Below are 25,777 nucleotides of genomic sequence, written 5' to 3'. Positions count from 1 at the left end.
ACCGCGCGATATCAATCGAAATGCCGGTTAATCCCCAACACTTTCAAAAAAATCTATAAGATCAACCCGGCTGTGGTCGGTTCCTGCCTGTGGTAGAAGGGTGTCATGTCCTATCTTGATAATATCCGCGTCTTCGTCCGCGTCGTTGAACTCGGCACCCTCTCGTCGGCCGGCCGCGACCAGCGGGTGACGCCGGCTGTCGCCAGCAACCGCATCAAGGAGCTGGAGCGGCACCTTGGCGTGCGCCTGTTCAATCGCACGACGCGCAAGCTGTCGCCGACCGAACATGGCCGCGTGTTCTATCTCGGCGCCGTCAAGATCATCGAGGCGGTCAACGAGGCGGAAAGCGCGATTGCCGATCTCTCCCACAATCCGAAGGGATCGCTCAGGATAACCGCGCCGCTCGGCATCGGCCGCCGGCTGATCGCCTCGGGCATCCCCGAATTCCACGATAAATACCCGGATATTGAGGTGCGCCTGCGCCTCTCCGACCACAATGTCGATATCCTCAGCGAAGGCGTCGATGTCGCCTTCAAGCTCGGTGTGCTCGAGGATTCCAATCTGCGCATGCGCGGCATCCTCAACTGTCAGCGCGTCGTCTGCGCCGCCCCCGGCTATCTGGCAAAACGCGGCACGCCGGAGACGCCAGATGCGCTGATCGACGACAAGCACGACTGCCTGCTCCTGCGCTATCCCGGCTCCAAGGAATATTACTGGACGCTGCAGACCCCGGACGGCCCGCGCAAACTGGAAATCGGCGGCCCTTACGACAGCGACGATGGCGACGTCCTGACCCAATGGGCGCTCGAGGGCCGGGGCATCATCAACAAGCCGCTGTTCGAAGTGAAAAGCTATCTCAACGACGGCGCCCTGGTCGAAATCCTCAAGGACACGCCCCCCGCCAGCGTCCAGCTCGCCGCGATCTATCCGCACAAACGTTTCCAGGACCCGAAAGTCCGCCTGATGATCGATTTCATGGCCGAACGCTGTCAAAGAATGATCGGCAAGATGCTGGAGTGAGAAGTTTAAACTTAAATACGATGACAGCTTTATCTCTTGAAACCCGATCCCGAGGTCCGAGCATGAAATTCGCTTCAATGAGCAGTACCGCCGTCAGCAGAAACCCTAAGGCAGCGAAGAGAGCGGCTGACGAGCAGCCGCTTGTCATCACGGAACAGGGCGAACCCCGCTATGTCTTGCTCAACTACAAGGATTTCCAGCAGAATTTCAATAAGCAAATGAGCCTGCTCGAAGCGCTTGCAGATCCACTTTCCCGATTCGACAATGATTTCCAGCCGGAAAGAATTGATTTTTCCGGTCGCGACTTTTCTTTTTGAAGCGGCCAGGCTGACGTTGGAAGCCCGCAAAGCTCAGCGCAACGCGCTCGCTTTGGCCGGCGCGTTTCTGCTGCTCTGCAGCCGAAGATCGCTGCCATTGCCGCAATTCAACGCCGCCGTCATGATCTCCGCCGCTGCCAGAGCCGCAATCACCGCTGGCCGCTTGTCCTTCACGGCCGTGCCGCCGATCGGGCAGATCAGGCGGTCAAAAAGTTCGGGGCGGCCGACTTCGCGGGAAAGCCAGTTCTTGAAGGTCGCGCGCTTCGTCTTCGAGCCGATCATGCCGACATAAGCGGCGTCCTGGCGGCGAAGCGCCTCGGCGGTGATCAAAAAATCCAGCGCGTGATCATGGGTGAGGACAACGAAGGAACTGCCCGCCGGGGCGTCGCGGACCAAGGCTTCAGGCATCGCCGTCAGGCAGGTTTCAATACCTGGAATGTTCGATGCGGAAAGTTCCTCTTCGCGGGTATCGACGAGAATGATGCGCAAGGGAACCAGCGACAGCGCCATGGCCAGCGCATCGCCGACATGACCGGCGCCGAACACGTAGACATGCGGACGCGACGCCATTTCGCGGTCGCTGCGGGCGATGAGAAACATGGCGAGCTCCGTGGTCATCGCCGTAAAGGAAAGTCCGACCCGGCCGCCGCAGCATTGGCCGATTTCGGGTCCGAGTGGAACGCTCATGGCTTCGGCCGGACGACCATGGCGAAGGGCCCGCCGCGCGTGGTCGATCGCCATATATTCGAGCTGCCCGCCACCGATCGTGCCGAAGATGCAATCGGCCGCCACCAGCATCCAGGCATCGGTATCACGCGGTGTCGAGCCGGCAGCACCCGTTACCTCGACGAACACGCAGTCCGGTTCGCGGCGCAGGAATTCCCTGATGTCTTCGCGCTTGGCAGCCATGCCATTCACCCGTTCTTTGCCGCGCGGCGCAACCGCTCGATGGCAAGCAAGACCCGTTCCGGTGTCGCCGGCGCATCGATGCGCGGTGCGATACGATACTCCGCAACGCTCGCCGCCGCCATCGAGATTGCTTCCAGAACCGAAATCGGCAGCATGAAAGGCGGCTCGCCGACGGCCTTGGAGCGGCGGATGGTGTCCTCGCGGTTGACCGACCATTCGGCCAGCTTGACGTTGAAGATGCGGGGACGATCGGAAGCGAGCGGGATCTTGTAGGTCGACGGCGCATGGGTACGCAGCCGCCCTTTGGCATCCCACCACAATTCCTCCGTCGTCAGCCAGCCCATGCCCTGGACGAAAGCGCCCTCGACCTGGCCGATATCCAGCGCCGGATTGAGCGACTTGCCGACATCATGCAGGACATCGGTACGATCGACCTGATATTCGCCCGTCAGCGTATCAACGCTGACCTCGGAACATGACGCACCATACGCATAATAAAAGAATGGCCGGCCCCGGCCTTCCGAACGATTCCAGTGAATCTTCGGCGTCTTATAGAAACCGGCAGCCGACAGCTGGATGCGCGCTCCATAGGCGAGCTTGATGAAATCGGCAAAGGCGAAGCGCTCAGCGCCGATGCGGATCGTGTTGGGCTCGAAGGCGATATCCCGCTCGCCGACGCCCCAGCGCTCGGCCGCAAACGTCACCAGCCGTGCCTTGATCTGCTGGGCCGCATTGGCGGCGGCCATGCCGTTGAGGTCGGAGCCGGAAGAGGCCGCCGTGGCCGACGTGTTCGGCACCTTGCCGGTCGTCGTCGCCGTCACCTTGATCCGGTTGAGATCGACCTGGAATTCATCGGCCACCACCTGCGCGACCTTGGTGTAGAGCCCCTGCCCCATTTCCGTGCCGCCGTGGTTGAGATGGATCGAGCCATCCGCATAGACATGCACGAGCGCGCCGGCCTGGTTATATTCCGTCTTGGTGAAGGAGATGCCGAACTTCACCGGCGTCAGCGCGATACCACGCTTGATGATCTGGCTCTTGCGGTTGAAGGCGAGCACTTCTTCGCGCCGTGCCGCATAATCGCAGGACGTCTCCAGCTCCTCGATGATCCGGCCGATGATATTGTCTTCGACGGTCTGGTGATAGGGCGTGAGGTTGCGCCCCTCGCCGCCGTAGAAATTCAGCTTGCGGATGTCGAGCGGATCCTTGCCGAGTGCATAGGCCACGTCCTCGATCATCCGCTCGCCGCCGACCATGCCCTGCGGTCCGCCGAAGCCGCGGAAGGCGGTGTTCGAAACGGTATTGGTCTTCAGCGGCCGCGAGCGCAGCCGGACATGCGGATAGAAGTAGCAATTGTCGGCATGGAACAGTGCGCGATCGGTGACCGGGCCGGAAAGATCGGCCGAGAACCCGCAACGGGCGGAGAACGTCGCGTCAACGGCCTCGATCCGGCCGTCATCGTCGAAGCCAACCTTGTAGCCGACATGGAAATCGTGGCGCTTGCCGGTGGCCGTCATGTCGTCGTCGCGGTCCGGGCGGATTTTCACCGCGCAGCGATATTTCCTTGCGGCGAGTGCTGCGACGGCGGCAAACAGGTTCGCCTGCGTTTCCTTGCCGCCAAAGGCTCCGCCCATGCGGCGCACGTTGATGGTCACGGCATTGGAAGCGACGCCGAGCACCTGGCCGACCATGTGCTGGGTTTCGCTTGGATGCTGGGTCGAGGAATAGAGCGTGATTTCGTCGTCCTCACCAGGGATGGCAAAGGAAATGTGGCCCTCGAGATAGAAGTGATCCTGCCCGCCGATCCGCATCTCGCCTTCGAGCACATGCTTTGCCTTTGCAAAACCGGCGGCGATATCGCCGCGCTCCAGCTTCAGGGGATCGATGACCAGCGGATAATTGGCGGCGGCGGCCTCCAGCACATCGGTCACATGCGGCAGGTCCTGATATTCGATCGTGACCTTCGCGGCGGCGCGGCGGGCGGCATCGCGGGTTTCGGCGATGACGGCGAAAATAGGCTGACCGTGAAACTCGACCTTGTCGGTGGCAAAAACCGGATCGTCATGCTTGTGCGCCGGGCTGACGTCGTTTTCGCCGGTAATATCCTCGGCGGTGAGCACGCCGATAACGCCCGGCGCGGATGTCACCGCCGCAAAATCGATCGACAGGATCTGCGCATGGGCGCGCTGCGACAGGCCGAGATAGGCGTGCAGGGTGCCTGCGGGTTCGGGCATATCGTCGATATATTCGGCGGTTCCCGTCACATGCTTGTGGCCGGATTCGTGCCGTTCGTTTTCGTGGACGCCGCCGCGGATGCGGTCGATAGGCTGCATGACGTTCATGATCTTCTCCTCACACGGCCTGCTTGCGGTCAAGCCGCACCGGCGCGTCGCCCTGCGTTTCCAGATAGAAGCGGCGCAGAAGGTTTTTTGCGACCAGCAGGCGGTAATCGGCCGATGCGCGCCAGTCGGTCAGCGGCGTGTAGTCCTTGCCGAGCGCCTCCATCGCGGTCTCGACCGTGGCTTCGGTCAACTCTGCACCCGTCAACGCCGCTTCGGCATGTCCAGCCCGCTTGGGTGTCCCCGCCATGCCGCCAAAGGCGATCACGGCGCCGCTGACTTTACCGCCCCCGTCGAAGGCCAAGTGGAAGGCGCCGCAGACGGCGGAGATATCCTCGTCCAGCCGCTTGGTGATCTTGTAGACCGCATAGCGCGCATTCTGATTGAGGAACGGGATGCGCACGGCCTCGACGAACTCGCCGGGCTGGCGATCCTGCTTGCCATATTCGATGAAGAAGCGTTCGAGCGGCACGGTGCGGCGCACCCGGCCCTTGCGCAGAACGACGGACGCACCGAGCGCGATCAAGGCCGGAGGCGTATCGCCGATCGGCGAGCCGTTGGCGATGTTACCGCCGATCGTGCCCATGTTGCGCACCTGCTGGCCGCCGATGCGGTTCCAGAGTTCGGTAAGCTGCGGGAAGTGCTTTGCAATCAGCGGAAAGGATTCCGTGTAGCTGACGCCGGCGCCAAAGGTCACGCCGGTCGCATCGATCTCAATGCGGCGCAACTCGTCGAGATGGCTGAGATGCACCACGGGGGCGATATCGCGCATGAATTTCGTCACCCACAGACCAACATCGGTAGAACCGGCGACGATCCGGGCCTTCGGCTCGGCCTCGTAGATATCGGCGAGATCATCGACGGAGGCCGGCAGCAGAAAGCGCTCGGAGCCTTCGCCGATTTCGACGCGCTTGCCGTCCTTCAGCCCTTCCAGTTTCTGGATGATCGTGGCGCGTTCCGCGACCAGCGGATCGCGGTCGAGATCGCCGATCACCGACACGGCCTCGGCGGCGCGGATGATGGCGGCATATCCGGTGCAGCGACAGAGATTGCCCTGCAGCGCCTTTTCGATTTCGGTCACGGACGGTTTCGGATTTTCCATCCAAAGACCATAGAGCGACATCACGAAGCCGGGCGTGCAGAAGCCGCATTGCGAGGCATGCGTATCGACCATCGCCTGCTGTACCGGATGCAGCGGGCCACCGGGCGACGCAAGCGAATCCACCGTGACGACATGGCAGCCATCAAGCGAGCCGACGAAACGGATGCAGGCGTTGACGCTCTCATATTTCAGCCGGCCATCCAACAGGCGCCCGACCAGCACCGTGCAGGCGCCGCAATCGCCTTCGGCGCAGCCTTCCTTGGTGCCGCGCAGATTGCGGTCGATGCGCAGGAAATCGAGCAGGGTCTGAACTGCCGAGACGGCCGAGAGTTCGACCAGGCGGTGATTAAGCAGGAAACGGATGGAGCTGCGGATCTGAACGGTCATGGCTCAGCTCCCGCGATAGGTGGAATAGCTGTACGGCGACAGCAGCAGCGGCACATGATAATGCGCCGACACCTCTGCGATGCCGAAGCGGATGGGGATGATGTTCAAGAACGCGACCTGGCCATCTTTCCGGCCGAGATAATCACCGGCATAAAAACGCAGCTCGTAAATACCTGAGGTCATGGTCTCGCCGCTCAACAGCGGCGCATCGCAGCGGCCGTCATCGTTGGTACGGGTGGAGCCGATCGGCTCGGCGTGCTCGCCGTCGATGCGGAAAAGGTCGATGCGCAGGTTTTCGGCGGGCTTGCCGAGCGCTGTGTCGAGCACATGGGTCGTCAGCCGGCCGGCTGTTCCAGTTTGCATGCGTTTCACCTCCCGAAGACTGCATTCATTGCGCCACTATCCGCCACTCCACTTCCCTGCGGTAGCGGGCTGATCGTTCGAGACTTTCAAAATTTTGAAGGGGAATGGCGCGCGCGTTTTCTGTTTAGAAATCGGTGCATCACAGACTTTGGGAGGAGCGACTTCATGAGATATCCGCGCGATCTACAGGGCTATGGCGCGACCGCGCCAAACGCCGCCTGGCCGGACGGCGCCCGCATCGCCGTGCAATTCGTCGTCAATTACGAGGAGGGCGGCGAAAATTGCGTGCTGCATGGCGATATCGCCTCCGAAGCCTTCCTGTCGGAGATCGTTGGCGCCAGCGCCTGGGCGGGCCAGCGCCACTGGAACATGGAATCGATCTATGAATATGGTGCCCGCGCCGGTTTCTGGCGGCTGCACCGGCTTTTGACCGGGCGGGACGTTCCCGTCACCGTCTATGGGGTCGCAACCGCCTTGAAACGCTCTCCGCAGCAGGTGGCGGCGATGCTGAGTGCCGGCTGGGAGATCGCCTCGCACGGTCTGAAATGGGTCGAGCACAAGGACATGGATGCAGCCGAAGAGCGCAAGCAGATCGCAGAAGCGATCCGGCTGCACACGTTGGTGACCGGCGAGCGGCCGCGCGGATGGTATACCGGCCGGTGTTCGGAAAACACCGTCGACCTCGTGACAGACGAAGGCGGCTTTGCCTATGTGTCCGACAGCTATGCCGACGACCTGCCCTATTGGCACGAACATGACGGCAGGCACCAGTTGGTGATACCCTATACGCTCGATACCAACGACATGCGCTTTGCGACGCCGCAAGGGTTCAACAGTGGCGACCAGTTCTTCAGCTATCTGAAAGACACGTTCGACGTGCTGTATGCGGAAGGCACTGACGGCGCGCCGAAAATGATGAATATTGGCCTGCATTGCCGCCTGGCCGGACGGCCGGGACGCGCCGCCGCTCTCGCCCGGTTCATCGATTATGTGAAGAGCCACGACAAGGTCTGGCTCGCGCGCCGCATCGATATTGCCGAGCATTGGGCAAAGACATTTCCCTTCAAGCCGAACGAGGATCGCCCGTCGCGCCTTCCTGAAGAGGTTTTCGTTGCCAAATTCGGCGGCGTCTTTGAACATTCGGACTGGATCACCAGGCGCGCCTATGCCAGCGAGCTCGGCGCGGCCAACGATACTGCTCTCGGCCTGCATGCGGCCTTGGCAGCCGTTTTTCGCGGCGCGAGCGAAACGGAGCGGCTGGCGGTGCTCAACGCCCACCCGGATCTTGCCGGGAAGCTGGCGCAGGCCAAGCGCCTGACCGAAAGCTCGACCAGCGAACAGGCATCTGCCGGGCTCGATGCGCTGACAGATGCGGAACGCGAGCAGTTTAACATCCTGAACGGCCGCTACGTCAAAACCTTTGGCTTCCCCTTCATCATCGCCGTGCGCGGGCTTGGCAAGGCCGACATTCTGGCCGCCTTCCAGCGCCGCATCGGCAATGACTGGCAAACGGAATTCCAGACCGCCTGCCGCCAGGTCGAGCGGATCGCGCTGCTGCGCCTCACCGACATGCTGCCAAACTGAGGAGGGACACGATGAAGACGATCAATATTCAACCGCTGACCCGCGAGGCTTTCGCCCCCTTCGGCGAAGTGCTGGAAACCGAGGGTGCGCACCATTTCCCGATCAATGCCGGAAAATGCGTGCGCTATCATGATCTCGCCAGGATCGAGACGACGGGCGAAAAAGCCCGCCCGATGATCAGCCTCTTGCGCGGCGAGCCCTACCCGCTGCCACTGGAACTCACCATGGTCGAGCGCCACCCGTTCGGCAGCCAGGCGTTCATTCCGCTCAGCGAACACCCGTTCCTGGTCGTCGTCGCTGAGGAAACGCCGGACGGACCGGGCGAACCGATTGCCTTCAGGACGGCGCCCGGACAGGGCGTCAATATCGGCCGCAATATCTGGCACGGTATCCTGACGCCACTGGATGGCGTCTCCGACTTCGCCGTGGTCGATCGCGCCGGCGAAGGCGTCAATCTCGAAGAGCATTTCTACGACGCGCCGTTTCTGATCCGCTGAACCATCCACCGCGTTCAAGCCGTCCCATCGCCCGCCTTTCCGGCGGGCGAAAATTTTTCTGCTGACAATGTCGATTTCCGGAAAGCCCGTTCGTCGTTAGGATGTGAGGCCAGATGAGGCCTGCTCTAACCAGGAGATTGACGATGCGTGTGATGGTTCTCGTGAAAGCGACCGAAGACAGCGAAAAGGGTTTCGTGCCGACAGCCGAAACCCAGGCGATGATGGAGGCGATGGGCAAATTCAACGACGAGCTTCGTGAAGCCGGCATCCTGCGCGATGCGGACGGCCTGAAACCCTCTTCCGCAGCCAAGCGTGTCGCCTTCGACGGCACCCGCCGCACCGTCATCGACGGCCCCTTCGCCGAGGCCCGCGAACTGGTGGCCGGCTTCTGGCTCTGGGACGTCAAGGACATGGACGAGGCAGTGGCCTGGGTGAAACGCTGCCCCAATCCGATGCCGGGACCGAGCGAGATTGAGATACGGCCGTTGTATGAATTGGCGGACTGGCAATGAAGCTCTGACGCTCAAGGTACGCGGGAAGCTGAAGCTGCGCAGACAGTCGCTGGTTTCACCCTAAGCTCTTTTGACAAACGACTAAGTTTCCATGATCGGGCGCCGCGAAAAGAGATGATGGTTTCTTTGTCGCCAAACCCTTGTTTGCAATGTCTGTGAACGCAATCACCAGATAACGGGACGTTCCATAAAAAACGGGCCGCAACGCATGCGGCCCGTTCTGTGTTTATCTCCCCTGAAACGAGGCGCTGCCTCGCCTCACTCCGCGAAAAACGCGAAGCGGATGACGAAGAGGATGGCGACGATGAGGGTAGCCGGGTGGATGGCGCGCCATTTGCCGGTGAACAGTTTGAGGACGACATAGCTGATGAAGCCGAAGGCGAGGCCGTTGGCGATCGAGTAGGTGAAGGGCATGGCAAGAGCCGTCAGCGCTGCCGGTGCGGCTTCGGTGAGGTCTTCCCAATCGACTTCGGTGAGCTCGCGCATCATCAGGCCGGCGACGTAAAGCAGAGCCGGCGCCGTCGCATAGGTGGGCACGGAGGCCGCCAGCGGCGAGATGAACAGTGCGGCAAGAAAGAGCAGCGAGATGACGAGGGCTGTGAGCCCCGTGCGGCCGCCAGCCTGAACGCCGGACGCGCTTTCGACGTAAGCCGTGGTGCTGCTGGTGCCCATCAGCGAACCGGCGACGATGGCCGTGCTGTCGGCCAGAAGCGCGCGGCCAAGGCGGCTCGGCTGGCCTTCCTGGATCAGGTTGGCCCGCTTGGCGACGCCGATCAGCGTGCCCGTCGCGTCAAACACTTCGACGAGAACGAAGACGAGGATGACATGGATCAGGCCGCCATGCAGAGCGCCGACAATGTCGAGCTGCAGGAAGGTCGGCGCCATGCTCGGCGGCATCGAGACGACGCCCTGGAACTGGCTGACGCCGGTGACCCATGACAGCACCGTGACCGCCAGGATACCGATCAGGATCGCCCCCTTGACCCGCAATGCATCGAGCACCGCGATGACGAAGAAGCCGAAGATGGCGAGCAGCGGTCCGGTTTCCCTCAGGCTGCCGAGGCCGACAAGCGTTGCCGGATTGTCGACAACGATACCGGCATTCTTCAGGGCGATGATGCCGAGGAAGAGGCCGATACCGGTGGCGATCGCGCTGCGCAGCGAATGCGGTATGCCCTGGATCAGCCAGCTGCGAATACCGGTGACCGTCAGAAAGACGAAGATCAGGCCCGAGATGAAGACCGCACCGAGCGCCTGTTGCCAGGTGAAGCCGAGGGCGGCAACGACGGTAAAGGCGAAGAACGCGTTGAGGCCCATGCCGGGCGCCATGCCGATCGGCCAGTTGGCGACCAGCGCCATGACGATCGAGCCGAGTGCGGCGGCCAGACAGGTGGCGACGAAGATCGCGTCGCGATCCATGCCGGTGGTCGACAGGATGTCGGGATTGACGAAGATGATATACGACATCGTGAGAAATGTCGTGACGCCCGCCACCAGTTCGGTGCGGATCGTGGTATTGTGCTCACTCAGCTTGAAGAGCCGTTCAAACATATTTCCTCCCTTGGCCGGAAAAATCCATTCCCGGCGCATGCCAATGGCCAAGCCGCCTTCTCCTCTGGCGGCAAGGCCAAACTGTACCGATCTTCAAGCCATCATGGCTCGTCAGGGCCCCTGCCCGATCAGTCTCCGGCCGCCATGATGGCAGGCCGGATGTCTCATTCACGGTTTTATGATTGTGCGTTTTCGCGCGGCAGATCGCTAGCCGTCCATTTCGACGCCGCGAGCGAAAGACTTTCAAATTTTTCGGGGGACAGTTTGGGAAGACATCTCGCCCACTCGGCGGAAAACCCGTGCGAGTTTCGCGACATCGGCTGCAAAACCGGCGGAAATGCTGTAATTTTTCTGCTCATCATTGTGTGAGCCTTCGCAGCAAAGTCAAGCAAGGTCAGCTGCGTTCGATATCGCGGCGCAGAACGATCGATGTGGTGAGGTCATCGACATTGTCCATCGTCGCCACTTCGTTTCTCAACTCGTTCAGCGCATTGATGGAGCCGACCTCGACCTCGACGACGAGATCGAGCTGGCCGCTGACCGAGGACACTTTGCGCACGGAGGAGAAGCCGGCCAGCCGGTCGAGCACGCCAATGGAAGGTGTCTTTTTCAGCGTCAAAAGCAGGAAGGCATGCACCTGGCCCTCGTCCAGCTGGCCGATATCGGCCCTGTAGCCGCGGATGATCCCGGCCTTTTCCAGCCGGTTGACGCGCTCGGTCGTCGCACTCCTGGAAAGCCCGATGCGGCCCGCCAGAGACTTCATCGGGATGCGCGCCTCGCGCGACAGGATGCTCAAGATCGTGCGGTCGATCACGTCTGTGTCCTGCATGCTGTCGGGCCTTTCTGCGAACGGGCAAGATGACGGTTATTATAAACATAATGCCGGTGCAACCGGCATATTGCCGGATGCAAAGCTTTGCCTTCCCGTGCCACTCTGCACGCAGACGAGGACCAATCATGACCGATATGCTGAAGACCACACCGGATTTTTCACGCGATGACGCAAAGCGCCTGCTGGCCGAGCATTACGGCCTCGACGGCACGCTTTCGCCGCTCGACAGCGAACGCGACCAGAACTTCAAGGTGACGGCCAGCACCGGGGGTATCTATATCCTCAAGATCGTCAACGCCGCCGAACCGCCTGTCGAAAGCGACTTCCAGACGGCGCTTCTGAGCCATGTCGGCGAACACGCCCCGGACCTGCCGGTTCCGCATATCCGCCCAACAATCTCGGGGGCAAGCCTTGGCGAAACCACGAGCGCGCATGGGGTGCGTCATCTTTTGCGGCTGGTCGGCTGGGTGCCGGGCCTGCCGCTGGCGCAGTCGGCCCGCAGCCCGGAAGCACTGACATCGCTCGGCGGCCTGCTTGGCCGCTTCGACCGGGCCCTGCAGGGTTTCATGCATCCGGGCGCCCTGCGCGATCTCGACTGGAACATCCGCAATGCCCGCCGCTCAGCGGACAGGCTGCAACATGTTGCAAATGCTGACGACCGGGCGCTGCTTGAGCGGTTCCTTGACCGCTTCGACACCGTGGTCGAACCGAAGCTGGCGAAGCTGCGCTCGACGGTCATTCACAACGATGCCAATGACTGGAACGTCCTGGTGGCTGACGAGGATCATGACCGGATCGCCGGGCTGATCGATCTCGGCGACGCGCTCTATGCGCCCGTTATTGCCGAGGTTGCCATTGCTGCTGCTTATGCCGGGCTCGATCATGCCGATCCGATCGGTGCTGCCGCTGATATCCTGCGCGGTTTTCATGCCGAATATCCGCTACTCGAGGAGGAAGTCGATCTTCTCTTCGACCTGATCGCCATGCGGCTCGTGACTTCGGTGACGATCTCGGCATCGCGCCATGCCCATACCGGCGGCAATCCTTATCTCGCCATTAGCGAAAAGCCGGCCTGGACGCTGCTGCGCAAGATGGATGCGATGAACCGGCGTTTTGCAACCGCCATCCTGCGCCATGCCTGCGGCTTCGAGGCCACCCCCGGCACGCGCGCCGTCACCGCCTGGATCGCGGCAAACCGCACGTTACTTCATCCGGTGCTCGACCGCCCGGCCGCCACATATCCGGCAGCGCTGGTGCCCTATGCCGATCCGCAGCATCCGATGACGCTGACATCCGCCGGCGAACAGCCGGATGCGGCGCAGGCGATTTGGGAGCTTTACTGCGCCGAACAGGGCGTCGATCTCGGCATCGGCCCCTGGGGGGAGGCACGCACCGTCTATTCCGGCGAGATGTTCGTATCGCGGCTGATTGAGGACACGCGCCGCACCCGCCATCTCGGCCTTGACCTGTTCATGGCTGCGGGCACCCGGCTCTACACGCCGATCGCTGCCACGGTCGTCAGTGTCGAGATCGAGCCGGACCCGCTCGGCTACGGCTGCCTGATTGCGCTGCGCCATGAACCGGAGGGTTGCCCGGCCTTCGTCAGCCTCTGGGGCCATCTTGCCCACGAAGCGCTTAGCCGCTTGAAGGCGGGAGACCACCTGGAAGCGGGCGCGCTCGTCGGCGAAATGGGTGCGCCTGCCGAAAACGGCGGCTGGGCGCCGCATCTGCACCTGCAGCTCTCGGTCGATACGCGGCTTTCCGCCACCGAAATCCTCGGCGTCGGCGAGGAGCGCTATCTCGATGTTTGGGCCGAGCTTTTCCCCGATGCCAACGCCTTTGCCGGTATCGCACCGGAATTCTATGAGAAGAGCGGGCGGTCGCATGAGGAGATCGTCACGCTACGCCGCGAGCTGCTGGTTCCCAACCTGTCGATTTCCTATGACAAGCCCATCAAGTTCGTGCGCGGCGATGGCGTCTGGATGATCGATGACAGCGGCCGGGCCTATCTCGATTGCTTCAACAATGTCTGCCATATCGGCCATGCGCATCCGGCCGTGGTGGAGGCGATGGCGCGCCAGGCGTCGGTGCTCAACACCAACACGCGCTACCTGCACGACAATATCGTTGCCTATGCCGAGCGGCTGACCGCGACGCTGCCGAAGGAACTGACGGTGGCCGGTTTCGTCAACAGCGGCTCGGAAGCCAATGGCCTGGCGCTGCGGATGATGCGCGCCCATACCGGCCGCGAAAACGCCATCGTGCTCGACTGGGCCTATCACGGCACGACACAGGAGCTGATCGACATCAGCCCGTACAAGTTCCGACGCAAGGGCGGAAAAGAAAAGAAGCCGCATGTGCATGTTGCACCCGTTCCCGACAGCTATCGCGCACCGGCCGATTGGGCGGCCGGAGAGCATGGCAAGCGCTATGCCGAGAGCGTTGCCGAACTGATTGCGCAGATGCAGGTAAAGGGCGAAGGCCCCGGCTTCTTCATCGCCGAATCGATCCCGAGCGTTGCCGGTCAGGTGTTCCTGCCGGAAGGGTATTTGAAAGAAGTCTACCGGATGGTGCGCGACGCCGGCGGTGTCTGCATCGCCGATGAGGTCCAGGTCGGTTTCGGCCGGGTGGGCAGCCACTGGTGGGCGTTCGAAGACCAGGGCGTCGTTCCCGATATCGTCACCATGGGCAAACCGATCGGCAATGGCCATCCGTTGGCGGCCGTCGTCACCACCCGCGAGATTGCCGGCAGCTTCAACAACGGCATGGAATATTTCAACACGTTCGGCGGTAACCCGGTCTCCTGCGCCGTCGGCCTTGCCGTGCTCGATGTGATCGAAGGCCAGGACCTGCGTGGCAATGCGCTTGCGATCGGCACTTACCTGATGGACGGCTTCCGCAAGATGCAGGCGCGTTACGAGGTGATCGGCGACGTACGTGGCATGGGGCTTTTCCTCGGCATCGAACTCGTGACCGACCGCAAGACCAAGGCACCGGCGACGGATTTTGCCCGGGCGGTATCGAACGGCGCGCGCCACCGCGGCGTGCTGATGGGGACTGAGGGGCCGCATGACAACGTGCTGAAGATGCGCCCGCCGATGATCTTCTTGAAACGCGATGCGGACCATCTGTTGTCCGTGCTTGACGACACATTCGAGGCGGTCACGGCGCGGGGCTGACGGCCCGGCCAATAGCAAAGAACCAACAAGAAAGAGCTTGGCAGCGCTTGGCGCTGCCCGGACGGAGCAGGTGCGACTTAAAAACCGGAGGAGAACGACATCATGAAAACAGCAATTTTTGGACTATTGGCAGCGGCAACGCTGGCTGGAACTGCAGCACAGGCGGGCACGCTGGAGATCGCGCGGGAACGCGGCGCGCTACGCTGCGGCGTCAGCCAAGGCGTGCTCGGCTTTTCGAGCCCGAATGACAAGGGTGAATGGGCAGGCTTCGACGTGGATTTCTGCCGTGCGGTTGCGGCGGCCACGCTCGGCGATTCCAGCAAGGTGCAATATGTGCCACTCTCCACCAAGGAGCGGTTCGCCGCCCTGCAATCGGGCGAAGTCGATCTCCTGTCGCGCCAGACCACCTGGACGCTGTCGCGCGATACCGATCTCGGCATGAGCTTTGTCGGCGCCAACTATTATGACGGCCAGGCCTTCATGATCCGCAAGGATCTCGGCGTCAAGAGCGCCAAGGAATTATCGGGGGCTTCGGTCTGCACCGAAACCGGCACCACGACCGAACAGAACATGGCGGACTATTTCAGCGCCAACAACATTCAGTACAACGTGATCGCCTTCGAAAAGCCCGACCAGACCGTGCAGGCATTCGGAACCGGCCGCTGCGACGTCTATTCGACGGATGCATCGGCTCTCTACGCCCAGCGCCTGACGCTGACCGATCCCGACAACTACATGGTTCTGCCCGAGGTCATCTCCAAGGAGCCGCTCGGCCCAGCCGTTCGCCAGGGCGACGAGCAGTGGTTCAAGATTGTCCGCTGGACCCTGTTTGCGATGATCGAGGCGGAGGAACTCGGCATCACCAAGGACAGTGCGGCAAAGACGGCGGAAGACGGCACTGTGGCGCAGAAGCGCTTCCTCGGTGCTGACGGCGCGATTTCGAAGAATTTCGGCCTCGATCCGAAATGGGCTTTCCAGGCGATTTCGGCCGTCGGCAACTATGGTGAAGTCTTCGAGCGCCATCTGGGCAAGGATAGCCCGCTGAAGATCGAGCGCGGCCTGAACAACCTGTGGAACAATGGCGGCCTCGTCTACGCGCCGCCGCTTCGCTGATCGAAAAACAAAAACTGCCTGAGCCGTCGCGAGGTCGAATTTCGCGGCGGTTTTTCATGTCTGTCAGGGAAACAAAGAGAAAAAGGCTCAGAATCGAAAAAGCCTGCCGCGGGAGGAGGTGCGGCAGGCTTTCGAATAAAACCGAACGGCAACTGGGAGGAGGAGTGTTGCCATTCCGCAAGTGCCCTCTGGGAGGAGGAGTGAGGCCACTTACATATCGAAGCTTTGCGGGAGGAGGTGCATCACTTCGATGAGTTGAATATACATCGATTCAGCTTAAATCGTAGGCAGAATTTTGCAGAGCAGCCATGCGCTATGCGCGTAGCAGATGGCTGACCTTGGACTAAATCGGTTCAACGCCAGACCTTCCTTCGCTACTTGCATTGCTGCGCGACGGCAGCTTCCATAGAGTGCCGTCGCAGAGGCCGGTTCATTCTGCGGCGATCGCGGCCGGATAGGACACGGATGCCTTCGGCTCATCGCCGGCTTTCTCCGGCCCGGCAACCTTGTCCTTCGGTGCCTTGCCGAAGAACAACGCATATCCGGCCGGAAGGACGAGGATGGTCAGCACGGTGGCAACCAGAATGCCGCCCATCATCGCATAGGCGAGCGGCCCCCAGAAGACGCCGCGCGAAATCGGGATCAGCGCCAGGACCGCCGTCATCGCCGTCAGCACGATCGGCCGGAAACGCCGCACCGCCGAGCCGACGATTGCTTCCGTCCGCTCCATGCCTGCGGCAATATCCTGGTCGATCTGGTCGACGAGGATGATCGAGTTGCGCATGATGATGCCGAGCAGCGCGATGACGCCGAGGATGGCGACGAAACCGAAGGGGGCGCCACTGATCAACAGCGCGGCGGCAGCACCAATGATGCCGAGCGGACCGGTTGCCAGAACCAGCATCGCCTTGCCGAAATGCTGGAGCTGGATCATCAGGAGCACGACGATGACGGCAAGCATGACCGGCGCCTTGTCGGCGATCGACTGCTGGCTTTCGGCCGCATCTTCCGCTCCGCCCTGGATTTCGACCGAATACCCCGGCGCAAGGCTGTCGCGCAGCGGCTTCATGTCGGCATAGAGTTTCATCGCCACGTCGTTCGGCTGCACATTGTCGGGCAGCGTGCCGCGCACCGTGATTGTCGGCAGGCGGTTGCGGCGCCATTCGACGCCCTGCTCGAGAACGGGCACCACCTTGGCAACCTGCGACAAAGGCACATAGCTGCCAAAATCAGTCGGCACGTAGATCGAATGCACCGCCGACAGGAGGTGGCGGTTGGCATCCGGTTCGCGGGCAACGATGGAGACCGTTTCCTCGCCGTCCCGGAAATCGTCGAGCGGCGCACCGCTCATCGTCGCCTGCAGCATCTGGCGGATGCGTTGCGAGGAGACGCCGAGCGCGCGGGCGCGATCCTGGTCGATGATCAGCTTCATCGCCGGGACGGGCTCCAGCCAATCGTCGTGAATGGCGCCAAGCTCAGGGTTCTCCGCGAACTTCGCCTTTACCTGATCGGCGATACGGCGCACTTCCGCGCGGTCCTGCCCGGTCACGCGCATCTGGACCGGCCAGCCGGTCGGAGGACCGAGGAACAGGCGATCGACCTTGCCGCGAACGGACGGGAAGTCCTCGGCCAGAATGCTGCGAAGCTTGACGATCAGCCGTTCGCGGGCGGGTTCGTCATTGGCCATGACGAGAAGCTGGGCGAAATTGGGATTGCGCAGTTGCTGGTCGAGCGGCAGGAAGAAGCGCGGCGCGCCTTCACCGATATAGGTGGCGATGAACTTCTTGTCCTTGTCGTCAAGGATTTTCGCTTCCAGCGCCTTTGCCTGGCTTTCCACTTCCTTGATGCTTGTGCCTTCGGGGAGCCAGAGATCGACAAGGATTTCCGGGCGCGATGATTGCGGAAAGAAGTTCTTCGGAATGAACTGGAAGGCAAACAGACTGGCCGCGAAGGTGACGAGCGTCAGCGACAGCACGATCACGCGGTGGCGCACCGCCCAGCCGACGGTCAAGCGCAGGCGGCGATAGAAACGCGTATCGAAGACGTCGTGATGGCTGCCGGCATGGGCACGCTGCTTGAGGATCATGTAGCCGAGCCAGGGCGTGAAATAGACGGCCACGAACCAGGAGACGACCAGCGCGATGCCGACGACATAAAACAGCGAGCGCACATATTCACCGGCCGTCGAGGCTGCGAATCCGACCGGGATGAAGCCGGCCGTGGTGATCAGCGTGCCGGTCAGCATCGGGAATGCCGTCGATGTATAGGCAAAGCTGGCGGCGTCGAGCTTGTCGAGCCCCTCCTCCAGCTTGCGCTCCATCAGTTCGACGACGATCATGGCGTCATCGACGAGAAGCCCGAGCGCGATGATCAGCGCCCCCAGCGAGATGCGCTGCAGGTCGATGCCGAGTTCGTACATGATGGCAAAGGTGGCGGCCAGAACGAGCGGGATGGCAATGGCGATCACGAGGCCCGAGCGCCAGCCGATCGACAGGAAGGACACGACGAGCACGATGACAAGCGCTTCCCCGAGCGCCTTCATGAATTCACCGACGGCTTCGGTGACAACCTCCGGCTGGTCGGCGATCTGAGCAACGGTGACCCCATAGGGCAGCGCGGTTTCAAACCGCTTGTAGGTTTCCTCGACCGCAGCGCCGACATCGGTCACCTTGTAGCCCTTGGCCATGACCACGCCGATCTGCACACTATCCTGGCCGTTGAAACGATACTTGCGCTGATAGGGATCCTCCAGACCTGAGGAGACGGTGGCGATATCGCCGAGACGGGTGATCTCGTTGCCGGAGCGCAGCCGCAGCTCGCGGATATCGGCCGGTTTTGTCACCCCGCCCTCGACCGAAATCCGCACGGAACGCGTGCCGGTATCGACGGAACCGGCGGGATCGACATTGTTCTGTCCCTTGATGGCATTCTGTACGTCGGTGAGCGTCAGGCCGCGCGAGGCGAGCACGGCAGAGGAGATGTCGATATAGATCTTTTCCGGCTGGTCGCCGATGATGACGGCCTTCTCGACGCCCGGCGTCGTCAGCAGCATGTCGCGCGCCTGGATGGCGAATGTCTTCAGTTCGGGGTAGCTGTAGTCCTCGCCGCTCAACGAATGCAAAGTCACGAAGGTGTCGCCGAATTCATCGTTGAAATACGGACCGAGCAGGCCCTGCGGCAGCTCATTGGCGATATCGCCGACCTTCTTGCGCACCTGGTAGAAGGCATCGGCAACCTGGGTGGCATTGGTGTCGCCCTTGACCTGGAGGGTGATGATGGCGCTGCCGGGACGCGTGTAGGAGCGGACGAAATCGAGATGCGGGGTTTCCTGCAGCTTGCGCTCGATCTTGTTGACGACCTGATCTTCCATGTCCTGGATCGACGCGCCCGGCCAGATCGCCTGCACGACCATGACGCGGAAGGTGAAATCAGGATCCTCCTTCTGGCCCATGCGCATCAGGCCGAGCACGCCGGTGATCAGGATCAGCCCGAACAGGAACCGCGCGATGCTGGGATGTGCAATCGCCCAGCGCGATAGGTTGAAGGACTGTTTTTGGTCGGTGGAAGAGGTCATCGCATTGTTCCGCTTTCGATGGAGCTGGGGTCAGCGCACAAGCTGTGTATTGCCGGCGTCGGCGGATTGTTGCGTGGCATCGCTGCCGAGCTTCACCTTCAGGCCTTCGGTCATGAATTGCGTGCCGGCAGCGACCACCACATCGCCAGGCTCCAATCCTTGCGCGATCCGCACGCCGTCATTGGTGAAATCGGCGACCTCGACGGGACGGGAATGCACGGTGCCTGCGGTGCGATCGACAGTCCAGACGATCGATTGCTCGTCCTTTTTAGCGAGCGCGCTCAGGGGAATGGAGACCAGTTTCTGCGTATCGGCGGCAGCAGCGACGATGCCGGCCGTCATCCCGAGCAGAACATTCGGATCGCTTGGCAGGCTGATGCGAACAGCGAAGGTGCGCGACTGCGGTTCGGCGCTGCCGGCGACTTCCCGCACCTTGCCCTCAAGCATCAAAGCGGCATCCGACCAGAACCCGACGGTCACCACCTTGCCGGGCTTGAACTGGGCGATATCCGTTTCGGGTATGGCGACCAGCACTTCCTTCTCGCCATCGACGGCAACGCTGACAACGGGGGTTCCGGAGCCGACCACCTGGCCGATATCGGCGCTGATCGCCGTGACGATGCCGTTCTGATCGGACTTCAGATCGGTATAGCTGACCTGGTTCTTTGCCTGGTCGAGAGCCGAGCGGGCCGCATCACGGGTGGCGACGGCCTGATTGTAGCTGAGCGTCGCCTGCTCGAGTTGCGATTTCGGCGAGACGTTCTTGGCAAACAGCTGCTCGGCACGCAGGCGGGCAAGCTCCGTGGTTTCGACCTGCCGCTCGGTGGCGTCGAGGTTTGCCTGAGCGCTGGTCAGTGCAAGCGCGTAATCGGTCGGATCGATGCGGGCGAGCAGGTCGCCGGATTTCACCCGCTGGCCGATATCGACGCGGCGCTCGGTGATCTTGCCGTTGACCCGGAAGCCGAGGTTCATTTCGGTGCGGGCGCGAACCGTGCCGGAATAGCTGAGCGTGCGCGAGGTGTCGATAGCAGCGATCTCGACTACCTTGACCGGCCGTACGATCTCCCTGGTTTCGGCCTCTTCCTGTGAACATCCGGACAAAGCGAAAACGGCTGCGGAGATGGCGGCAATCACAGACAAACGGATATAGCTATGGCTTGGCGAAGGCATGTTCGCACTCCTGGTCAAAAATGAAGTCGGGGAAGCGGGCCCGCAGGCGCCGCGTTCATCTCAAGGCTTTAATCGCAAATTCGGTAATTTCGTCGGGCGTCGCCCGGTTCGGCTTGGACAGACATTGCGCCACCAGCTGCGGATGGCACATGATCACCGTCGCCGCTCCGAAAGAACGGGCGGCAACCGCAACGTCCTGTTCGGCAAATTCGCCGGCAGCGATGCCCTGGCGGATCATCTCTTCCAGCAACAGGTGCATGCGGTCGATATGCTTTTCGATGACGTGCCAGTCGCGCTCGATGGCGACGATGACCATCTCGTGGACCTTTTCATGGTCGAGCATCGCGGTCAGGATCAGCTGGTACTCCGCATGCAGATAGCGGCGCAGGCGATCTGCGGCGCTGATCGGCAGCTGCGAGATCTCGAAGGCCTGCTGATAGCTTCCGGCGAGCATGCGGCCGCAGATCGCCTGATGAATTTCGGTCTTGGAGGCAAAGAAGCGATAGATATTGGCGGGCGACATGCCAAGATCGCGAGCGATATCGGCGACATTCGTCTTGGCATAGCCATAATGCCGGAACAGCCGCTCCGCCGCCTCGAGAATCCGCGCAATATTGTCCTGCCGTGCGGTGTCGAGGATATCGCTGGTTTCGTCCATGAGCAGTTCCGATTTACGACTGACGAATTTAGAATTTCGTCAGTCGTAAATCGGAACTGTCGCCATGTCAACTGCGGCATTCTAACCTTTGGCCAGCGCAGTGGCCGATTGCAGGCTCTGGTTGGCGCGCAATTCGGCCACCAGAAAGTCCACGAAGGCCCTGGTCTTGGCGGAGATATGGCGGCCTTCCGCATGCATGACATGGATGGGAATCGGCGCTTCCTCATAGCCGGGAAGAACGATTTCGAGCCGTTCCTCCCGCACTGCCGATGCGACCTGATAGGAGAGTGCACTGGTCAGGCCCCAGCCGCTGAGCGCGGCGGAAATCGAGGCATCGACCGTGTTGCAGAACAGTCTTGGGCGTAAGGTGACGCTGCTTTTTTCCGCGCCGGAAAAGCGCCAGTCCTGCGGTGCGGACGAGCCGGTATTGGCGATGACCGTGTGCTCTGCCAGATCGGCGGGAATTTTGGGCATCGGATGGCGCACGAAATAGGAAGGCGCACCGCAGATCACCCGGCGAACGCTGCCGACCTTGATGGCATGATAGCCGGAATCCGGCAGTTCGCCGATACGCAGGGCAACGTCGATCCCCTCCTCCAGCAGATTGACGACGCGATCGAGCAGAAGGGCTCGGCCATTGACGGCCGGATGCTGCGTCAGGAAAGACGTCAGGACCGGCATGACATAGATCTGGCCGAAGAGGACGGGCGCGGTCACCGTCAGCAGCCCGGAGGGTGTTGCATGCGAGCCGCCGGCAGACGCCTCGGCCTCATCGATATCGGCAAGGATGCGGCGGCAATCCTCCACATAGCGGCTCCCGGGCGCCGTCAGTTTCACCGATCGCGTCGATCGCAGGAACAGCCGGGCACCCGTCAGATCCTCCAGATAGGCAATGGCGCGGGTCACGGCCGGCGGGCTCATATTGAGGGCGCGGGCTGCCTGCGCAAAGCTGCCGGTATCGGCGGCCTTGACCAGAACCCGCATGGATTGAAGCCTGTCCACGTCCCAATCCCCGTTCATTATTCCACAAGATGGAATGACATCTTGTCTTTTATCATACTTCTGTTTTCACGAAGAAAGAAACATCTTCTCCAGGGCAAACAAGCCTGAAGGAGACTGTCGATGAAACTTTACTATCACCCGCTGTCCGGCCACGCGCATCGCGCCCGGCTGTTCATCTCGCTGCTCGGGATCGATGCCGAGCTAGTCGAAGTCGATCTTGCCGCCCGCGCCCACAAGAGCCCGGACTTTCTCAAGCTCAATCCCTTCGGTCAGGTTCCGGTCCTCGACGATGCCGGTGACATCATTGCCGATTCCAACGCCATTCTCGTCTATCTCGCCAAGAAGCATGGCGCGAACAACTGGTTGCCGGAAGACGCAAAGGGCGCAGCGGCCGTGCAGCGCTGGCTATCTGTCGCCGCCGGCGAAATCGCCTATGGGCCGTGCGCTGCGAGACTGGTCACCGTTTTCGGTGCTGGCTTCGATGCCGGCGAGGTTATCGCGCGCGCCCATCTTATCCTCGGCCAAATCGAGGCTGCCCTTGACGGCCGCCAGTGGATCGCAGCGGGTCATCCGACCATCGCCGATGTCGCGCTCTACAGCTATATCGCCCGCGCGCCGGAGGGTAATGTCGATCGTAGCGCCTATGCCAATATCAGCGCCTGGCTGAAGCGCGTCGAAGAGCTTCCCGGTTTCGTCGCCTTCCAGAAGACCGCAATCGGCCTTCCGGAGGCTGCCTGAGCAGGTGGCGCTGCTGCCAGCCTGTTCATCAACCCACTTTCAAGGGAGCGTTTGATGCTTTTGACCACCGCAACCGAAGACGCTTCCCCCTGGCATGCCGGTGAGCAGGCGCTGCAGCGTCAGGCCGGTGTGGCCGGGCGTATGGAAGAGGTCGGCCGCCGGGTTCTGCGTAATCATCTGATCGAGCAGCACCGTGCCTTCTATCCGCAGCTGCCATTCATCGTGCTGGGAACGGTGGATGGCGACGGTGATGCCTGGGCAACCGTTCGGGCAGACACGCCGGGGTTCCTGCAGAGCCCGGATCCGTACACGCTGCACGTCACTCTTGGCCGCGAGAGCGCAGATCCGGCAGACGCCGGGATTGGGGACGGCAACGCTATCGGCATGCTCGGGATCGAGTTGCACACGCGGCGGCGCAACCGGCTGAACGGAACGATCAGGCGTACCCGGGCGGCAGGTTTCGAGGTCGATGTTGGTCAGGCCTATGGCAACTGTCCGAAATATATCCAGCTGCGCGATTTCAGCTCTGTCGATGACCCTTCAAACGAGCCGATCGCCGGGCCAATCGTCCTTCAGACGCTCGACGGAGACGCACGGCGGATGATCGATGGTGCCGATACGTTTTTTGTCGCAACCTATGCGGACCTTGCTCACGGAGAGCGCCAGGTGGATGTCTCGCACCGGGGCGGCAAGCCGGGCTTCGTGCGGGTGGATGGCGACGGCGTGCTGACCATTCCGGATTTCGCCGGCAATCTGTTCTTCAACACGCTCGGCAACATCCTTGCCAATGGTAAAGCCGGCCTGGTGTTTGCCGATTTCGAGACCGGCGGTCTCTTGCAGCTGACCGGAGACGCCGAAGTCATTCTGGAAGCGCCGGAACTTGCGGCGTTCGAGGGTGCCGAACGCCTTTGGCGTTTCACGCCGCGCCGCATCATCCGCAGACCCGGCGCCCTGCAACTGCGGTGGACCCCGCATGCGGAAGGACAGTCGCCGAGCCTGCGGATGACCGGAAGCTGGGACGAGGCCGCGCGCCGGTTGGCGGGTCCGATGGCCTGAGACCGGGCTTCAGGACGGCGAAGTTCCGATATTTACGTCGGCAAAAATCCCGGCAGGAACTTCCGCCCCTGCCGGGACTTTAACTCATGGCTCTGCCCGATGGAGGATTGCCATGTCCGAAAAACCCAGTCTCTTTTCCAGATTTTCCGGCGGGGTCGCGCAACTGACCGGCAAACCCGCGACATTCGTGATCGCGGTCGCCGGGATCCTGCTTTGGGCCGTCACCGGCCCCATTTTTGGTTTTTCCGAAACCTGGCAGCTTGTCGTCAACACAGGGACGACGATCATTACGTTTCTGATGGTTTTCGTGCTGCAAAACTCCCAGAACCGCGACGGCAAGGCAGTGCAGGCGAAGCTCGACGAGCTGATCCTGACCAGCGGAGCCGAGAACCGTTTTATGGGCATCGAACATCTCGACGAAAAGGAATTGCGGCGGCTGACCGAGCTTCTGCGCGCGGCAGCCGAAAGCGAGCCGGACCATGCACTTGCCGGAAAAGTCGATCACATCATCCGCGACCGGCGCACGAAACTGAAGAAGAAGGGTTGAACGGGAGGTCCATGCAGACCCGAACGGCACGTAAATTTGCTAGACATTGACTTGAAGGGAAAAAAGGATGAGCCGCGCATTCACCAAGGAAATCGACGACGCCCCGCCGCCGCCTGTTCCCGAGCGGCCCGTCAGTGCTGCGCGCAATCTTGTGACGCCGAACGGCGCCAGACAGATCGAGCAGATGGTGGCGGCGCTGATGCAGCAGACAGCGGCCACCAGCGACAACGAGGTGCTTGCCGCCCTCAAGCGCGACCTGCGCTATTGGGAGGCACGGCGCAGCACCATGGAAATCGTCGAGCCCAGCGCGGCGCCAGCTGCGGTAAAGTTTGGAACGCAGGTCTCGATCCGGCGCGGCGGCATGGTCCGGGATATCCGCATCGTCGGCGAGGACGAGGCCGATCCTGCGGCCGGGGCCATCGCCTGGACATCGCCACTTGCCCGCGCCCTTGAAGATGCGGCCCCCGGTGACACGATCGAGTTCGAGGTCGCTGGCCGCGAAGAGGATATCACCGTGCTCTCCGTGACCGCATTCGCGTAACGCAAGACGGGTACACCCTGAAAATCATCTTCCTCATTGATATCACCGGCAAATCACGGCAAGACCGTGATTGCGACGATGTGAGGACATGATGTGGAGACCACGCTTTACCTGCCGATCAAGGGCTTTCTCGAAGCCGCCGGCTATAGCGTCAAAGGCGAGATCGCCGGTTGCGATCTGGTGGGATTGAGCCCAGACGAACCGCCTATCGTGGTCCTCTGCGAACTCAAGCTCAGCTTCAACCTCGAACTCATCCTGCAGGCGGTCGACCGGGCGTGCGCCAGCGACGAAGTGTGGATCGCCGCGCGTGTCTCGGCCAAGGGGAAGGGCCGCGAAAGCGACCGCCGCTACCGCGACCTCTGCCGCCGGCTCGGCTTCGGCATGCTGAGTGTATCCGACAACGGCACGGTCGATGTGGTCGTGAGCCCGATGGCGCTGATGCCGCGCAAGAACCCGCGCAAGCGGTCCCGCCTGGTCACCGAACACAAAAAGCGCAAGGGCGACCCCGCCCTTGGCGGCAGCACGCGCGCGCCGATCATGACCGCTTACCGGCAGCAGGCGCTGGCCTGCGCTGCAGCGCTGCGGGACGGCCCGTTGCGGCCAAGGGATCTGAAGCCGGTCACGCCTTCGGCAGCAACCATTCTGCGCGGCAATGTCTATGGCTGGTTCGAGCGCATCGATCGCGGCATCTACGCGCTGACGGCCGCCGGCATGGAGGCGTTGATACGCTGGCCGCAGGAGCGGAAGGAACCGGAAAGCATCGAACCGGCAGAGATCACAGGCTGA

23 protein-coding genes are annotated in these 25,777 nt (G+C 61.8%); 13 read left to right on the top strand and 10 right to left on the bottom strand.

Features of this window, described 5'->3' with window-relative positions:
- The first annotated feature begins 105 nt into the window (after nucleotides 1-105).
- Together PYR65_RS22765 and PYR65_RS22760 are read left to right on the top strand one after the other, a co-directional pair.
- Complete coding sequence (locus PYR65_RS22765; RefSeq protein WP_060636679.1) at nucleotides 106-1,020, top strand: LysR family transcriptional regulator; 915 nt, start codon at nucleotides 106-108, stop codon at nucleotides 1,018-1,020.
- A gap of 77 nt (nucleotides 1,021-1,097) precedes the next feature.
- Nucleotides 1,098-1,337 carry a type II toxin-antitoxin system Phd/YefM family antitoxin gene (locus PYR65_RS22760; RefSeq protein WP_276121699.1) on the top strand — a complete coding sequence of 80 codons (240 nt, stop codon included), beginning with the start codon at nucleotides 1,098-1,100 and terminating at the stop codon, nucleotides 1,335-1,337.
- A 33-nt stretch (nucleotides 1,338-1,370) separates the two neighbouring features.
- Here PYR65_RS22760 and xdhC read toward each other — a convergent pair whose 3' ends face one another.
- Genes xdhC through uraH form a run of 4 tightly spaced genes read right to left on the bottom strand, consistent with a single transcriptional unit; the run spans nucleotide 1,371 to nucleotide 6,437 of the window.
- Entirely contained in the window at nucleotides 1,371-2,246 is an 876-nt protein-coding gene (gene xdhC, locus PYR65_RS22755; RefSeq protein WP_276121698.1) for a xanthine dehydrogenase accessory protein XdhC, read from the bottom strand.
- 5 nt (nucleotides 2,247-2,251) lie between these two features.
- Nucleotides 2,252-4,588 carry a xanthine dehydrogenase molybdopterin binding subunit gene (gene xdhB / locus PYR65_RS22750; protein WP_276121697.1) on the bottom strand — a complete coding sequence of 779 codons (2,337 nt, stop codon included), beginning with the start codon at nucleotides 4,586-4,588 and terminating at the stop codon, nucleotides 2,252-2,254.
- Nucleotides 4,589-4,598: 10 nt separating this feature from the next.
- Nucleotides 4,599-6,074 carry a xanthine dehydrogenase small subunit gene (xdhA, locus tag PYR65_RS22745; protein ID WP_276121696.1) on the bottom strand — a complete coding sequence of 492 codons (1,476 nt, stop codon included), beginning with the start codon at nucleotides 6,072-6,074 and terminating at the stop codon, nucleotides 4,599-4,601.
- Nucleotides 6,075-6,077: 3 nt separating this feature from the next.
- Nucleotides 6,078-6,437, bottom strand: a complete 360-nt coding sequence (uraH, locus tag PYR65_RS22740; RefSeq protein WP_276121695.1) for a hydroxyisourate hydrolase — start codon at nucleotides 6,435-6,437, stop codon at nucleotides 6,078-6,080.
- A 165-nt stretch (nucleotides 6,438-6,602) separates the two neighbouring features.
- Between uraH and puuE the strand changes: the two genes are divergently transcribed.
- From puuE to PYR65_RS22725, 3 genes are all read left to right on the top strand, one after another.
- Nucleotides 6,603-8,021 carry an allantoinase PuuE gene (puuE, locus tag PYR65_RS22735; RefSeq protein WP_276121694.1) on the top strand — a complete coding sequence of 473 codons (1,419 nt, stop codon included), beginning with the start codon at nucleotides 6,603-6,605 and terminating at the stop codon, nucleotides 8,019-8,021.
- Nucleotides 8,022-8,032: 11 nt separating this feature from the next.
- Nucleotides 8,033-8,518 (top strand): ureidoglycolate lyase, encoded by a 486-nt coding sequence (locus PYR65_RS22730; protein ID WP_276121693.1) that lies wholly within the window; start codon nucleotides 8,033-8,035, stop codon nucleotides 8,516-8,518.
- A 143-nt stretch (nucleotides 8,519-8,661) separates the two neighbouring features.
- On the top strand, nucleotides 8,662-9,030 hold the full coding sequence (locus tag PYR65_RS22725; protein ID WP_276121692.1) for a YciI family protein: 369 nt from the start codon (nucleotides 8,662-8,664) through the stop codon (nucleotides 9,028-9,030).
- A gap of 258 nt (nucleotides 9,031-9,288) precedes the next feature.
- Here PYR65_RS22725 and PYR65_RS22720 read toward each other — a convergent pair whose 3' ends face one another.
- The gene (locus PYR65_RS22720) at nucleotides 9,289-10,581 is read right to left on the bottom strand and encodes an NCS2 family permease (protein WP_060636917.1); all 1,293 of its coding nucleotides are present in this window, start codon (nucleotides 10,579-10,581) and stop codon (nucleotides 9,289-9,291) included.
- Here PYR65_RS22720 and PYR65_RS22715 point away from each other — a divergent pair.
- The gene (locus tag PYR65_RS22715; protein WP_276121691.1) at nucleotides 10,549-10,950 is read left to right on the top strand and encodes a hypothetical protein; all 402 of its coding nucleotides are present in this window, start codon (nucleotides 10,549-10,551) and stop codon (nucleotides 10,948-10,950) included. The two genes, PYR65_RS22720 and PYR65_RS22715, sit on opposite strands and share 33 nt — an antisense overlap.
- 25 nt (nucleotides 10,951-10,975) lie before the next feature.
- Here PYR65_RS22715 and PYR65_RS22710 read toward each other — a convergent pair whose 3' ends face one another.
- The gene (locus PYR65_RS22710) at nucleotides 10,976-11,410 is read right to left on the bottom strand and encodes an Lrp/AsnC family transcriptional regulator (protein WP_276121690.1); all 435 of its coding nucleotides are present in this window, start codon (nucleotides 11,408-11,410) and stop codon (nucleotides 10,976-10,978) included.
- 128 nt (nucleotides 11,411-11,538) lie between these two features.
- On the opposite strand from PYR65_RS22710, the gene PYR65_RS22705 reads away from it, so the two are divergent.
- Nucleotides 11,539-14,592, top strand: a complete 3,054-nt coding sequence (locus tag PYR65_RS22705) for an aminotransferase class III-fold pyridoxal phosphate-dependent enzyme (protein WP_276121689.1) — start codon at nucleotides 11,539-11,541, stop codon at nucleotides 14,590-14,592.
- Between the two features lie 102 nt (nucleotides 14,593-14,694).
- Nucleotides 14,695-15,705: an amino acid ABC transporter substrate-binding protein gene (locus PYR65_RS22700; protein ID WP_276121688.1), complete on the top strand. Its 1,011-nt coding sequence runs from the start codon at nucleotides 14,695-14,697 to the stop codon at nucleotides 15,703-15,705.
- A gap of 430 nt (nucleotides 15,706-16,135) precedes the next feature.
- On the opposite strand, the gene PYR65_RS22695 is transcribed toward PYR65_RS22700, so the two are convergent.
- From PYR65_RS22695 to PYR65_RS22680, 4 genes are all read right to left on the bottom strand, one after another.
- Nucleotides 16,136-19,279, bottom strand: coding sequence for an efflux RND transporter permease subunit (locus tag PYR65_RS22695; protein ID WP_276121687.1), 3,144 nt, complete (start codon nucleotides 19,277-19,279; stop codon nucleotides 16,136-16,138).
- A 30-nt stretch (nucleotides 19,280-19,309) separates the two neighbouring features.
- Entirely contained in the window at nucleotides 19,310-20,449 is a 1,140-nt protein-coding gene (locus PYR65_RS22690) for an efflux RND transporter periplasmic adaptor subunit (protein ID WP_276121686.1), read from the bottom strand.
- Between the two features lie 55 nt (nucleotides 20,450-20,504).
- A complete protein-coding gene (locus PYR65_RS22685) occupies nucleotides 20,505-21,107 on the bottom strand; it encodes a TetR family transcriptional regulator (RefSeq protein ID WP_276121685.1) in 603 nt (200 codons plus the stop codon).
- An 81-nt stretch (nucleotides 21,108-21,188) separates the two neighbouring features.
- The gene (locus tag PYR65_RS22680) at nucleotides 21,189-22,109 is read right to left on the bottom strand and encodes a LysR family transcriptional regulator (RefSeq protein WP_276121684.1); all 921 of its coding nucleotides are present in this window, start codon (nucleotides 22,107-22,109) and stop codon (nucleotides 21,189-21,191) included.
- A gap of 120 nt (nucleotides 22,110-22,229) precedes the next feature.
- Here PYR65_RS22680 and PYR65_RS22675 point away from each other — a divergent pair, with 120 nt between their 5' ends.
- The 5 genes from PYR65_RS22675 (at nucleotide 22,230) to PYR65_RS22655 (ending at nucleotide 25,777) form a co-directional block, all read left to right on the top strand.
- Nucleotides 22,230-22,847: a glutathione S-transferase family protein gene (locus PYR65_RS22675; RefSeq protein WP_276121683.1), complete on the top strand. Its 618-nt coding sequence runs from the start codon at nucleotides 22,230-22,232 to the stop codon at nucleotides 22,845-22,847.
- 54 nt (nucleotides 22,848-22,901) lie between these two features.
- Nucleotides 22,902-23,903, top strand: a complete 1,002-nt coding sequence (locus PYR65_RS22670) for a pyridoxamine 5'-phosphate oxidase family protein (protein ID WP_328518515.1) — start codon at nucleotides 22,902-22,904, stop codon at nucleotides 23,901-23,903.
- Nucleotides 23,904-24,015: 112 nt separating this feature from the next.
- Nucleotides 24,016-24,450 (top strand): low affinity iron permease family protein, encoded by a 435-nt coding sequence (locus PYR65_RS22665; protein ID WP_276121682.1) that lies wholly within the window; start codon nucleotides 24,016-24,018, stop codon nucleotides 24,448-24,450.
- A gap of 67 nt (nucleotides 24,451-24,517) precedes the next feature.
- Nucleotides 24,518-24,991 (top strand): GreA/GreB family elongation factor, encoded by a 474-nt coding sequence (locus PYR65_RS22660; protein WP_276121681.1) that lies wholly within the window; start codon nucleotides 24,518-24,520, stop codon nucleotides 24,989-24,991.
- 93 nt (nucleotides 24,992-25,084) lie between these two features.
- Nucleotides 25,085-25,777 carry a DUF2161 domain-containing phosphodiesterase gene (locus tag PYR65_RS22655; protein ID WP_276121680.1) on the top strand — a complete coding sequence of 231 codons (693 nt, stop codon included), beginning with the start codon at nucleotides 25,085-25,087 and terminating at the stop codon, nucleotides 25,775-25,777.

It is taken from the genome of Pararhizobium qamdonense (genome assembly GCF_029277445.1).
Classification (GTDB): Bacteria; Pseudomonadota; Alphaproteobacteria; order Rhizobiales; family Rhizobiaceae; genus Pararhizobium; species Pararhizobium qamdonense.
This window is presented reverse-complemented; position numbering and strand designations above follow the sequence as displayed.

Bases quoted from the DNA above. Each gene is read 5' to 3' on its own strand.
- PYR65_RS22765 (WP_060636679.1), top strand. From the start codon at position 106: ATGTCCTATCTTGATAATATCCGCGTCTTCGTCCGCGTCGTTGAACTC.
- PYR65_RS22760 (WP_276121699.1), top strand. From the start codon at position 1,098: ATGAGCAGTACCGCCGTCAGCAGAAACCCTAAGGCAGCGAAGAGAGCG.
- xdhC (WP_276121698.1), bottom strand. From the start codon at position 2,246: ATGGCTGCCAAGCGCGAAGACATCAGGGAATTCCTGCGCCGCGAACCG.
- xdhB (WP_276121697.1), bottom strand. From the start codon at position 4,588: ATGAACGTCATGCAGCCTATCGACCGCATCCGCGGCGGCGTCCACGAA.
- xdhA (WP_276121696.1), bottom strand. From the start codon at position 6,074: ATGACCGTTCAGATCCGCAGCTCCATCCGTTTCCTGCTTAATCACCGC.
- uraH (WP_276121695.1), bottom strand. From the start codon at position 6,437: ATGCAAACTGGAACAGCCGGCCGGCTGACGACCCATGTGCTCGACACA.
- puuE (WP_276121694.1), top strand. From the start codon at position 6,603: ATGAGATATCCGCGCGATCTACAGGGCTATGGCGCGACCGCGCCAAAC.
- PYR65_RS22730 (WP_276121693.1), top strand. From the start codon at position 8,033: ATGAAGACGATCAATATTCAACCGCTGACCCGCGAGGCTTTCGCCCCC.
- PYR65_RS22725 (WP_276121692.1), top strand. From the start codon at position 8,662: ATGCGTGTGATGGTTCTCGTGAAAGCGACCGAAGACAGCGAAAAGGGT.
- PYR65_RS22720 (WP_060636917.1), bottom strand. From the start codon at position 10,581: ATGTTTGAACGGCTCTTCAAGCTGAGTGAGCACAATACCACGATCCGC.
- PYR65_RS22710 (WP_276121690.1), bottom strand. From the start codon at position 11,410: ATGCAGGACACAGACGTGATCGACCGCACGATCTTGAGCATCCTGTCG.
- PYR65_RS22705 (WP_276121689.1), top strand. From the start codon at position 11,539: ATGACCGATATGCTGAAGACCACACCGGATTTTTCACGCGATGACGCA.
- PYR65_RS22700 (WP_276121688.1), top strand. From the start codon at position 14,695: ATGAAAACAGCAATTTTTGGACTATTGGCAGCGGCAACGCTGGCTGGA.
- PYR65_RS22695 (WP_276121687.1), bottom strand. From the start codon at position 19,279: ATGACCTCTTCCACCGACCAAAAACAGTCCTTCAACCTATCGCGCTGG.
- PYR65_RS22690 (WP_276121686.1), bottom strand. From the start codon at position 20,449: ATGCCTTCGCCAAGCCATAGCTATATCCGTTTGTCTGTGATTGCCGCC.
- PYR65_RS22685 (WP_276121685.1), bottom strand. From the start codon at position 21,107: ATGGACGAAACCAGCGATATCCTCGACACCGCACGGCAGGACAATATT.
- PYR65_RS22675 (WP_276121683.1), top strand. From the start codon at position 22,230: ATGAAACTTTACTATCACCCGCTGTCCGGCCACGCGCATCGCGCCCGG.
- PYR65_RS22670 (WP_328518515.1), top strand. From the start codon at position 22,902: ATGCTTTTGACCACCGCAACCGAAGACGCTTCCCCCTGGCATGCCGGT.
- PYR65_RS22665 (WP_276121682.1), top strand. From the start codon at position 24,016: ATGTCCGAAAAACCCAGTCTCTTTTCCAGATTTTCCGGCGGGGTCGCG.
- PYR65_RS22660 (WP_276121681.1), top strand. From the start codon at position 24,518: ATGAGCCGCGCATTCACCAAGGAAATCGACGACGCCCCGCCGCCGCCT.